The 11452-nt window shown below is 62.3% G+C and carries 12 protein-coding genes; 9 read left to right on the forward strand and 3 right to left on the reverse strand.

The features are described 5' to 3' along the window. Positions 1 to 143 precede the first annotated feature (143 nt). Genes dprA through tldD form a run of 3 tightly spaced genes read right to left on the reverse strand, consistent with a single transcriptional unit; the run spans position 144 to position 3736 of the window. Complete coding sequence (gene dprA / locus IE188_RS04855; RefSeq protein WP_191285355.1) at positions 144 to 1328, reverse strand: DNA-processing protein DprA; 1185 nt, start codon at positions 1326 to 1328, stop codon at positions 144 to 146. A gap of 48 nt (positions 1329 to 1376) precedes the next feature. Continuing rightward, positions 1377 to 2315 (reverse strand): hypothetical protein, encoded by a 939-nt coding sequence (locus IE188_RS04860; protein WP_191285356.1) that lies wholly within the window; start codon positions 2313 to 2315, stop codon positions 1377 to 1379. After that, positions 2312 to 3736 (reverse strand): metalloprotease TldD, encoded by a 1425-nt coding sequence (gene tldD, locus IE188_RS04865; protein ID WP_191285357.1) that lies wholly within the window; start codon positions 3734 to 3736, stop codon positions 2312 to 2314. Before tldD ends, IE188_RS04860 begins: the two co-directional genes overlap by 4 nt. A gap of 205 nt (positions 3737 to 3941) precedes the next feature. Here tldD and coxB point away from each other — a divergent pair, with 205 nt between their 5' ends. The 9 genes from coxB (at position 3942) to IE188_RS04910 (ending at position 11435) form a co-directional block, all read left to right on the forward strand. Continuing rightward, a complete protein-coding gene (gene coxB, locus IE188_RS04870; RefSeq protein ID WP_191285358.1) occupies positions 3942 to 4802 on the forward strand; it encodes a cytochrome c oxidase subunit II in 861 nt (286 codons plus the stop codon). A gap of 108 nt (positions 4803 to 4910) precedes the next feature. After that, a complete protein-coding gene (gene cyoE / locus IE188_RS04875; protein ID WP_191285359.1) occupies positions 4911 to 5852 on the forward strand; it encodes a heme o synthase in 942 nt (313 codons plus the stop codon). After that, entirely contained in the window at positions 5852 to 6016 is a 165-nt protein-coding gene (locus tag IE188_RS04880; protein ID WP_191285360.1) for a hypothetical protein, read from the forward strand. The genes cyoE and IE188_RS04880 overlap by 1 nt, the downstream gene beginning before the upstream one ends. After that, positions 6013 to 6588, forward strand: a complete 576-nt coding sequence (locus tag IE188_RS04885) for a cytochrome c oxidase assembly protein (protein ID WP_191285361.1) — start codon at positions 6013 to 6015, stop codon at positions 6586 to 6588. The genes IE188_RS04880 and IE188_RS04885 overlap by 4 nt, the downstream gene beginning before the upstream one ends. Before the next feature lie 26 nt (positions 6589 to 6614). After that, complete coding sequence (locus IE188_RS04890; protein ID WP_191285362.1) at positions 6615 to 7415, forward strand: cytochrome c oxidase subunit 3; 801 nt, start codon at positions 6615 to 6617, stop codon at positions 7413 to 7415. Between the two features lie 79 nt (positions 7416 to 7494). After that, a complete protein-coding gene (locus IE188_RS04895; RefSeq protein WP_191285363.1) occupies positions 7495 to 8193 on the forward strand; it encodes an SURF1 family protein in 699 nt (232 codons plus the stop codon). A gap of 1 nt (position 8194) precedes the next feature. Next, a complete protein-coding gene (thrC, locus tag IE188_RS04900) occupies positions 8195 to 9592 on the forward strand; it encodes a threonine synthase (protein ID WP_191285364.1) in 1398 nt (465 codons plus the stop codon). Continuing rightward, positions 9589 to 10851: a M16 family metallopeptidase gene (locus IE188_RS04905; RefSeq protein WP_191285365.1), complete on the forward strand. Its 1263-nt coding sequence runs from the start codon at positions 9589 to 9591 to the stop codon at positions 10849 to 10851. Before thrC ends, IE188_RS04905 begins: the two co-directional genes overlap by 4 nt. Further along, positions 10851 to 11435, forward strand: a complete 585-nt coding sequence (locus IE188_RS04910) for a GNAT family N-acetyltransferase (protein ID WP_191285366.1) — start codon at positions 10851 to 10853, stop codon at positions 11433 to 11435. Before IE188_RS04905 ends, IE188_RS04910 begins: the two co-directional genes overlap by 1 nt. Positions 11436 to 11452: the final 17 nt, after the last annotated feature.

Consider the following 11452-nt stretch of genomic DNA (forward strand, 5'->3'; position numbering starts at 1 on the left):
CTAAACATGGCGCAACAGGCCGGTTTGGGAAAAGTGGTAGGGTGTGCTGCATTGCAGCGCAATAGGGTTTGTAAGGATTTGGTAAGGATTCTGGCTAAATTGGTAATTTTTCTTTACCAATTACTCACAGGTCCAGCACTGACCTATTGCGAGCGGGATAGCAATCCGCCCGGCTGGCGTGTGATTCGGCCCTCCAGCTCCAGATTGACCAGTTCGGGAAGGATGTCACCCGATCCCGCGCCCATATGATCACCCAGATCGCGGATCAACTGATCCTCGGCCAGCGGGCTGGGGCCAAGCCGCGCCAGGATCTGGCTATGCAGCTGGGCAGTTTGCGCCAGCGTTCTTTTGTCCTTGGGTCGTGCATTTTCTTCGACCTGCGGAGGTGTCGCTTGCGCGGAAGCGTTCGCGTCCTCGTTCGTGCCCGGCGCGATGGCCGGACCGATGGCGTCGATCACATCTTGCGCCCCGCGCACCAGGGCCGCCCCGTCACGGATCAGGAAATTGCAGCCCGAGGCACGGGCGTCAAAAGGATGGCCGGGCACGGCCAGCACATCACGCCCCTGATCCAGCGCGTTGCGCGCGGTGATGAGCGACCCGGACTTGGCAGCCGCCTCGACCACGACAACGGCGCGGGCAAGGCCCGAGATCAGGCGATTGCGACGTGGAAAATGACGGGCTTGCGGGGTCAAGCCGGGCGGTTGTTCGGACAGGCGCAACCCCTTGCGCCCGATGTCTTCGGCCAGAACGGTGTTTTCCTTGGGATAGATGACATCAACGCCTCCGGCCATGACCGCGATGGTGTGCCCGGCCTCAAGCGCCACCTGATGCGCCACCGTGTCCACACCACGCGCCAGCCCGGAGACGATGGTGAAGCCCGCGTCGCTCAGGTCTTGGGACAGTTTGCGGGTCATGCGCAGCCCGATCGAGGATGCGTTGCGCGCCCCGATCAGGGCGACCATCGGGCGGTGCAGCAGCGCAATGTCGCCCATGGCCCAGATAAATGGCGGCGGGTCCGCGATTTCTGACAACAGTTCAGGGTAGTTCGGCGTGCCCCACGTGACCATTCTGGCCCCGGCAAAGCGTGCGCGGCGGTGTTCGGCTTCTGCCACTTCGGGCGGGCAGGGGGTGTAATCCTTGACGCCCGCTTGGGCGGCGACATCTGGCAACGCCTCAAGCGCGGCCTGAGCAGAGCCGTGTTCCGTCAGCAGTCGAAAGAAAGTCGCAACCCCGACACGGCGCGAGCGCAAGAGACGGATCCACGCCAGTTCATCTTCCTCAGACTGAGGGGTGGGGGTGGGGTGAAGCAGGGAAGCTGAAAGGTCCATGGGCGTGTTGATTCCGTCTCTTGCGGGTTAACCATGCGCCACCAATCGTTAACGGGTGGTGAACACATGCCAGATCGCCCAGAAATAACTCGCCACCCCCAGAAGCAGGGCGAACGCGGTGACCTCTTCGGTTGGAATGCGCCAGCCATTTTCCCATAGAAACCAATAGCCTAGACTGGCGGTCACCGGGGTGGCCACTACCACCAGATAGCGGTGTGCGACCAGACCACCGGATGGAATGCGCCACCTTTTGCCGGGGGTGCGCGGCGCTTTGCGGATCAGCAGCCACCACGTTGCCACCGCAATCGTCAAGATGCCCGCTGACATGGGAAGGGCCGTGGTGGCCATTGCCCCGCCCAAAACCGCGGCCGCAGCGCCCAGTCCCCAGTGTTCCGCCTTGGTCGCGGTCCAACGCCCGCCGTGATCCAGAAGCACAAGGCCCGTCAGCCACACGGCGGAACTGGCAAAGGCATAGAACGCGAACGCGCCGGGGGCGGCGCGATCCATGCCGGGCTCGCCCCATGTCCATGTAGCCCAGATCGCCCAGATCAGGCCCAGCCCGGCAAACAGACAGCTCTGCGCGGTCAGGCCAAGACGCCGCATTGCCCATCGCAGCGCAAACAACCCCAGCAATACGTCGATGAGCGCGTGCCAACTGATCGAGGGCCAGACCCAGGACACCGGCGGCGCTTCGTGAACCAGCGGAATAACTGTGCCTTCGGTCACCCAGCCGAACAGGCTACCGGCCAGCAGCAAGCCCGCCAGCCCGAACCGTTCGGCATAGGGCAGCAACAGCAGCAGAATCCAGGCAAAAAAAGCATAGTATGCCGTCAGTTCCAGCAGTTCGAGGCCAGCCTCGGCAGGCCGGGACAACAGGTCATGAACCATTTGCGACGGCCCTTCGTTGACGAAGAACAGCTCGGAAAAGAACATCAGGATCAAAGCCGCGCCGCAAATCGTCAGGATCCGCGCGCGCAGGGGGGTCACGCCGCCGATCCGCCCACGGTCAGCCCGCCGATCAGCAGCGACGGCTGGCCCACGCCCACCGGCACCGATTGGCCCGCCTTACCGCAGGTGCCGATGCCCGGATCCATCGCCATGTCATTGCCAATCGCGCGGATCTGTTTCATCGCGGCCGGGCCGTCGCCAATCAGCGTGGCCCCCTTGACGGGTGCGCCGATCTTGCCGCCTTCAACGCGGTAGGCTTCTGTGCAGGAGAACACGAATTTGCCGTTGGTGATATCGACCTGCCCACCGCCGAAACCTACGGCATAGATCCCGTCTTTCAACTCGCCCAGCACCTCTTCGGGCGTGGCGGTGCCGCTTTCCATGATCGTGTTGGTCATGCGCGGCATCGGGGCGTGGGCATAGCTTTGCCGCCGCCCGTTGCCGGTGGGGGCAACGCCCATCAGGCGGGCGTTCTGGCGGTCTTGCATATACCCGACCAGCACGCCGTCCTCGATCAAGACCGCGCGGCCCGTGGGCGTGCCCTCGTCATCCACGGACAGCGACCCGCGCCGGTCGGGCAGGGTGCCGTCATCGACCACGGTCACGCCCCGGGCGGCGACCTGCGTGCCCACAAGGCCCGAGAAGGCCGAGGTGCCCTTGCGGTTGAAATCGCCTTCCAGGCCATGCCCCACAGCTTCGTGCAACAGGATGCCGGGCCAGCCATTGCCCAGGACCACGTCCATCACGCCCGCAGGGGCAGGGACCGCGTCCAGATTGACCAGCGCGATGCGCAAGGCCTCGCGGGCCGACGCCTGCCATGTGTCGGGGGTCATCAACCCGGTCAGACCCGTCCGGCCACCCCCGCCGGACGAGCCGCTTTCGCGCCGCCCGTCCTGTTCGACAATGACCGAGACATTCAGCCGCGTCATCGGGCGTGTGTCCGAGACCAGAGCACCATCCGGGCGCAGGATATGAACCTCCTGCAAACTGGCGGCCAAGGTGGCCGATACCTGCACCACGCGCGGGTCAAGGTCGCGGGTGAAGGCGTCGATGTCGCGCAGGGTTTCGATCTTCAGGCCAAAGCCCGCATCGGCCATCGGGTCGGCATCGGTATAGAGCTTCTGATTGGTGCGGGCAGGGGCGTCTGCCCAGGTGCCGCCCCCGTCGCCCACAGCGAGGCGCGCAGTGGCCGCTGCGCGGCGCAGGGCGGCCTCGCTGATTTCTGAGGAATGGGCATAGCCCGTCGTCTCGCCTTTGACCGCACGCAGCCCGAACCCTTCGGACGCGTCATAGCTGGCGGTGCGCAACCGCCCGTCGTCAAACACCAGCGCCTCGGACCGCATCCGCTCCAGAAACAGCTCGCCATCATCGGCACCATGCGTCACTTCGGCCAGAAGGGCACGGGCGCTGTCGGCATCCAGGTGGGTCTCAAACGGGCGAAACGGTGTGGCGTCTTTCATGGGGGCCTCGAAATAGCGCGAATGGCGGATTTGTTGCTTAACCTGAGAAGGTTTTTCCTTGTTCCCAGCTTTGTAATATGGTTTCTCGTCAAAGAGAAACAAGGAATCCCGCGCAAGGGCCCGGGAGAGGTATGAGCGAGCTATTGCCGCGCCGCCCGAAAGGGTGGCATTCGGATCACGCCGCACAGGGAAGAGAAAGACGAACATGATGCGTGTCAGCAGCCTTTTCGCCACTGCAACTGCCATCCTGACCGCGGGTCAGGCATATGCGCAGGAAAATCTGGAAATCATCGGCAAGCCGGTTGATGGCGCGATGGGGTTTCAGCCCTCGGCCACCAGTGTCGCACAGGCAGCGCATGGGCTGGATGGGATGATCAACTATATCATCATCGCCATCACGATTTTCGTGACCCTGTTGCTGGCCATCGTGATCGTGCGCTTCAACCGGCGCGCGAATCCCGAGCCCGCAACCTTCACCCACAACACCCCGATCGAGATTGTCTGGACCCTTGTGCCGGTGGTCATCCTGGTCTTCATCGGGGCGTTTTCCCTGCCGGTGCTGTTCCAGCAGCAGGTGATCCCGAAAGGCGACGTGGTGATCAAGGCGACCGGCTATCAGTGGTACTGGGGATACGAATATCCCGAGCACGAGTTTGGTTTCGACAGCTTCCTTCTGGCGAAGGAAGAGCTGGAAGAATACGGCTATAGCGATAGCGAATACCTGCTGGCCACCGACACCGCCGTTGTCGTGCCCACCGGCAAGAAGGTCGTCATCCAGGTCACAGGTGCAGACGTGATCCATTCCTGGACCATCCCGGCCTTCGGTGTGAAACAGGACGCCGTTCCCGGTCGTCTGGCCGAGCTGTGGTTCGAGGTCGACGAGGGCAAGGAAGGCATCTATTTCGGCCAGTGTTCTGAACTGTGCGGCAAGGACCACGCCTATATGCCGATCACCGTCAAAGCCGTCACCCAGGCTGAGTACGACACCTGGCTCAAGGGCGCGGTTGAGGAATACGCAGGCAACGTGAATTCCCTGCCGAGTGTGCAGGTCGCCACCGCCGAATAAACCGTGTCAGGGGCGCGGCCTCGTGCCTGCGCCCTTTTCAGGCCGCCCTATTCGGGGCGGCTCTCGCAAACTGAAACCGACAGTCAAATTCAGATCGCATAGGATCCCATGAGCGACGCGAGCATCCAGACCAACACCGACACCGGCGAGGCCGGGTTTGGCGACTATTTCGCGCTGTTGAAGCCGCGTGTGATGTCGCTGGTCGTGTTCACTGCATTGGTGGGGCTGCTGGTCGCCCCGGTCGGCGTGAATCCCGTGGTCGGTCTGGCCTCGATCCTGTTCATTGCCGTCGGCGGAGGTGCCTCGGGCGCGTTGAACATGTGGTGGGACGCCGATATCGACCGCAAGATGCGCCGCACGCAGTCGCGCCCCATCCCGTCAGGCAAAGTGACCGAGGGCGAGGCGTTCGCCATCGGCATGGCCCTGTCTGCCATGGCCGTGGTGATGCTGGGTCTGGCGGCAAACCTGATGGCGGCGGCGCTGTTGGCGTTCACCATCTTCTTCTATGTGGTGATCTATACCATGTGGCTGAAACGCTGGACGCCGCAGAACATCGTTATTGGTGGCGCCGCCGGGGCCTTCCCGCCGATGATCGGCTGGGCCGTGGCAACGGGCGGCATCTCGATCGAAAGCGTTTTGATGTTCGCCCTGACATTTGCATGGACCCCGCCGCATTTCTGGGCGCTGGCGCTGTTTACCAAGGGTGACTATGCCAATGCGGGCGTGCCGATGCTGACCGTGACGCATGGGCGCCGGGCGACCCGCGCACATATCCTGGGCTATTCGCTGGTGCTGGCTGTTGTGGCCATCGCGCTGGGCCTGACCTCCATCGGCGGACCGGTCTATCTGGCGGTGGCCCTGATCCTGAACGGTATGTTTATCAAAGGCGCATGGGACGTGTTCCGCCGCGACGATGCGGCGTCAGACGCCGACCGCCACAAGGCTGAACGCGGGCTGTTCAAGCTGTCGCTGGCTTATCTGTTCCTGCATTACGGCGCGCTGCTGGTCGAAGCCTCGCTGAAACCCTTTGGGCTTGGGGGTTGGGGCTGATGGCGATCAAGGTTGATCACGAACTGCACAAACGCCGCCTGAGCCGCAATATCGGCGTCGGCGTCGCGCTGATCCTGTTCGTCGGGCTTGTTTATGGCCTGACCGTCGCCAAGGTCAGCGACATCTATCAACCCGATCCCGCCGCGTCGGAGGTCAGCAAATGAGCTTGACCCGCCCGCAGAAAACAGCCGCCAAGATGGTGGGCGTGGTGATCCTGATGGGGTCATTGTCATGGGCTGCAGTGCCGTTTTATGACTGGTTCTGCCGCGTGACGGGCTTCGGCGGGGAAACCGCGGTGGCGCAGCGCGGGTCGGATGTGGTGCTGGATCAGAAGGTGCTGGTCCGTTTTGATGCCTCGAAAGAACGCGGTATGCCGTGGGAATTCAAGCCCATGCAGCACGAGATGGAGATCAATCTGGGTGAAACCGGGCTGGCCTTTTACGAGGCCTACAACCCGACCGACCGCCCCGTCGCCGGCACCGCCAGCTACAATGTCGCGCCGTTTGCGGCGGGCGGGTATTTTACCAAGATCGACTGTTTCTGCTTTGAACAGCAGGTGCTGCAACCGGGCGAGCGCGTGACCATGCCGGTGACCTTCTATGTCGACCCGGACATTCTTGACGACCGCGAGGCGAAATATCTCAAGGCCATCACGCTGTCATACACATTCCACGAAACAGAACTGCCGGACGAGGTCGCCCAACTTGCGCCAGACGCCCCGGCAGTGCAAAACTGAGCCAGAAGAACAGGGACTATACGCTTATGGCACATGCAAAAAATCACGACTATCACATCCTGCCACCCTCGGTGAACCCGTTCCTTGGGGCCGTGGCGGGGTTCATCATGTTGTTCGGTGCGGTTCAGTGGATGGCCAATGGCGTTCCGTGGATCTTCTTCATCGGTCTGGCTGGCGTGCTTTACGTCATGTACGCGTGGTGGGCGGATGTCGTGCACGAAGGCGAAACCGGCGATCACACCTCGGTCGTGAAGATCGGGCTGCGCTATGGCGTGATCCTGTTCATTATGTCCGAAGTCATGTTCTTCGTCGCCTGGTTCTGGAGCTTCTTCAAACACGCGCTGTATCCCATGACCGAAGGCTCGCCCGCGATTGATGGCGTCTGGCCGCCCGAAGGGATCGAGACGTTTGACCCCTGGCACCTGCCGCTGATCAACACGCTGATCCTGCTTCTGTCGGGCGCGGCCGTCACCTGGGCCCACCATGCGATTGCGCATGAAAACAACCGCAAGGATCTGGTCACCGGACTGGCGCTGGCGGTGATCCTGGGTGTGCTCTTCACCATCTTCCAGGCTTATGAATACAGCCACGCCGCCTTCGATTTCGCAGGCAACATCTATGGTGTGAACTTCTTCATGGCGACGGGCTTTCACGGCTTCCACGTGATTGTGGGGACGATCTTCCTGTTCGTCTGCCTGCTGCGTGCGATGCGCGGGCATTTCACCCCGGAAAGCCATGTCGGTTTTGAAGCCGCCGCCTGGTACTGGCACTTCGTTGACGTTGTCTGGCTGTTCCTGTTTGCCAGCATCTATATCTGGGGCAGTTGAACCTGACCCGAAAATAGTCCTATTCGGGGCGCGAGGGGAAACCTTCGCGCCCCTTTCACTTGAGTTGCCGGACCCGCATATGAGCTTTCGCCTGATCCTGACCGCCATTCTCAGCTTCGCCGTTCTGGGCGTGTTTCTGGGGCTTGGAAAATGGCAGCTGGATCGGTTGCATTGGAAAGAAGGCGTGCTGGACGAGATTGACCGCCGAATCGCGGCGGCCCCTGTTGATCTGCCCGCGCAGCCCGATCCGGACCATGACAGGTTCCTGTCGGTGAAGGTGATGGGAACGATGGGGTCCGAAACGCTGCGCGTGCTGGTCAGCAGCCGGGACGCGGGGGCGGGCTATCGGCTGATTTCTCCGCTTACGATGGAAGACGGCGCGATCCTTGTGGACCGGGGGTTCATCCGGGTATCTGATCCCATGCCCCCGACGCCGGATGGTCCGGTGACCGTCATCGGCAACCTGCACTGGCCGGATGACCGAAACAGCGCGACACCCGAAAATGAAATCGACACCAACACATGGTTTGCCCGCGATATCGACCAGATGGCCGATGTTTTGAACACCCGCCCGTTGCTGGTCATCGCCCGGCAAACCACGCCCACTGAGCCGGGTATCCTGCCGATGCCCGTCACCAGTGATGGCATTCCCAACGACCACCTTGAATATGCCGTCACATGGTTTTTGATGGCGGCGACATGGGTGGTGATGACAGTCTTTGCGCTTTGGCGTATGAAACGCCGGACACGTGACACCCTCGCCCCAAGGAGCGACTGAAATGCGCTATATTTCCACCCGTGGCGACGCCCCGGTTCTGAGCTTTGAAGATGCCATGCTGACGGGTCTGGCCCGTGATGGCGGCCTTTATGTGCCCGAAACCGTGCCGACCATGAGCGCGGGCGACATCGCCGCCCTGGCCGGGCTGCCCTATGAAGAGGTCGCGTTTCGCGTGATGCGCCCGTTCGTGGGCGACACGTTCACGGATGAAGAGTTCGCCGAGATCATCGCTAAAGCCTATGCCGGCTTCAACCACGACGCCCGCGCGCCGCTGGTGCAGCTTGGCCCGAACCACTTTCTGCTGGAACTGTTCCACGGCCCCACGCTGGCGTTCAAGGACTTCGCCATGCAACTGATCGGGCAACTGTTTCAGGTGGCGCTGAGCCGTCGCGGCGAGCATGTAACCATCGTCGGCGCGACCTCTGGCGACACCGGGTCCGCGGCGATCGAGGCGTTCAAGGGGCTGGATGCGGTCGACGTGTTCATCCTGTTTCCGCATGGTCGCGTTTCCGATGTACAGCGCCGCCAAATGACCACGCCGGACGAGGCAAACGTCCACGCGCTGGCCGTGGATGGTGATTTCGACGATTGTCAGGCGCGTCTGAAGGATATGTTCAACGATTTCGCCTTTCGCGACGCGGTGAAACTGGCTGGCGTGAACTCGATCAACTGGGCACGGGTGCTGGCGCAGGTGGTGTATTATTTCACCTCGGCGATTGCGTTGGGTGCGCCGCATCGCACCGTCAGCTTCACCGTGCCCACGGGGAATTTCGGTGATATTTTCGCAGGCTATATCGCCAAGAAAATGGGGCTGCCGATTGATCAACTGGTGATCGCCACGAACCAGAACGACATTTTGCACCGCACCATGGAGACCGGCGCCTATACCAAGGCGGGCGTGACGCCCTCGATCAGCCCGTCGATGGATATACAGGTCTCGTCCAACTTTGAACGTGTGCTGTTTGACGCCTATGGGCGTGACGGCAAGGTGGTGGCCGACCAGATGGCCGACCTGTCAGATGGTGGCTTCAAAATCAGCCAGGGCGCGATGGAGTTCCTACGCGACAACTTCGACAGCGGACGCGCCTCCGAGGATGAAACCATGGCGCAGATTCGCGCCGCGTTCGCGCAAACGGGCGAAGTCCTCTGCCCCCATTCCGCCGTTGGCGTGAAGGTGGCAAACGAGCATCTGGGCGCAAGCCCCATGATCACGCTGGCCACCGCACACCCGGCCAAGTTTCCTGCCGCCGTCAAGGAGGCCTGCGGGCAGGACGCACCCTTACCGCAGCATATGGCAGGACTGTTTGACCGGGACGAGCGAGTAACCCGCGTGGCCAACGACCTTGAGGCGCTGAAAAGCCTGATCTGCGAACGCGCCGGAAAGGTCATCTCTGCATGAGCGTATGTCTGGACAGGCTGCCCAACGGCGTCAGCGTCGTGACCGAGCATATGCCGGGGTTGGAGAGCGCCTCGGTCGGGGTGTGGGTGACGGCGGGTGGGCGGCATGAAACCCCCGCCCAGAACGGCATTGCCCATTTTCTTGAGCATATGGCATTCAAAGGCACCGAAAAACGGTCCGCCCTTGAAATCGCCGAGGCGATCGAAGATGTGGGGGGCTATATCAATGCCTATACCTCGCGCGAGGTGACGGCCTATTACGTGCGCGTGCTGAAGGATGATGTGGCGCTGGGGCTAGATGTGATTTCGGACATCGTGCTGAACCCGGTGTTCGACGACAGCGAGATCGAGATCGAGCGCGGCGTGATCTTGCAGGAAATCGGACAGGCGCTGGATACGCCGGACGACGTGATTTTCGACTGGTTGCAGGAAGCCGCGTTTCCCGATCAACCGATGGGGCGCACGATCCTGGGGCCGGTGGAGCGTGTGCGTTCGTTCTCAAAAAACGACCTCTCGGCGTTCGTGGGGCAGCATTACGGGCCGGAGCAGTTGATCCTGTCGGCAGCGGGGGCGGTCGATCATGACCAGATCCTTCGCCTTGCCGAAGCAGCCTTTGGGCATCTGAAGCCCCGCAATCCCCGCGTGACCGACCCGGCACGCTGGGCAAGCGGGTCGCGCATCGAACAGCGGCCGGGGCTGGAGCAGGTGCATTTCGCATTGGGGTTTGAAGCCCCCAGCTATCGTGACGATGCGTTCTATGCGGCGCAACTGTTCAGTTCGGCCCTGGGCGGCGGCATGTCCTCGCGTCTGTTTCAGGAGGTGCGCGAAAAGCGGGGGTTGTGCTATTCGATCTTCTCGCAGCTCGGGGCCTATGACGACACGGGGATGATGACGATCTATGCCGGCACGTCAGGCGACGATATTGCCGATCTGTCGCGGCTGTGCATCGACGAGATGAAGCGCGCCGGAACGGATATCACGGAGCGGGAGCTGGACCGGGCGCGGGTGCAGATGAAGGCAGGGCTGCTGATGGGGCTGGAAAGCCCGTCGTCGCGGGCTGAACGGATGGCGCGGCTGGTTGCGATCTGGGGCCGCGTGCCGCCGCTGTCGGAAACGGTCGAAAAAATTGACGCGGTGACGCTGGCCGATCTGCGTGATTTCGGTGCTGGGCTGATACGGGGCGACATGGCGATGGCGGTCTATGGACCCGCAGAGCAGGCGCTGAGCCTTGAGGCCCTGCAAGAGAGGCGTGTGGCCTGATGCTGGGACGGTCCAAGAAGGTCAGGATCGAAACCGAACGTCTGACCCTGCGCCCCCCTGCCCATGGCGATTTTCGCGGCTGGGCGGCGTTGCGCGCCGCCAGCCGCGACTTCCTGACCCCGTGGGAGCCGACCTGGGCGCAGGATCATCTGAGCCGCAAGAGTTTCACAAATCGCGTCTATTGGGCCAATCGTTCGATCCAAGGGGGCACCGCGCTTCCACTTTTCATGTTTCGACGGGCGGACAAGGCGCTTGTGGGCGCGGTGACGCTGGATCATATAAGGCGCGGCCCGTCCCAGGCGGGCACCACTGGATACTGGATCGGGGAACGGTTTGCGCGCCAAGGATATATGCGCGAAGGGCTGGAGGCCGTGGTCCATTACGCGTTCAACGAGCTTGACCTGTCACGGCTCGAGGCCGGATGCCTGCCCGAAAATGCCGCGTCGCGCGGGGTGCTGGAAAAGGTCGGCTATAAATACGAAGGCGTCGCGCAAAGCTATTTGCAGATCAACGGACGCTGGCGCAATCACGTGCTCTATGCCAACCTTCGATCAGACCGGCGCGGGCGCACGCAGGCCGGATAGGTCAGAGGCGGGGCGGT

Source organism: Aliiroseovarius zhejiangensis (assembly GCF_014656375.1).
GTDB classification, from domain to species: Bacteria; Pseudomonadota; Alphaproteobacteria; order Rhodobacterales; family Rhodobacteraceae; genus Aliiroseovarius; species Aliiroseovarius zhejiangensis.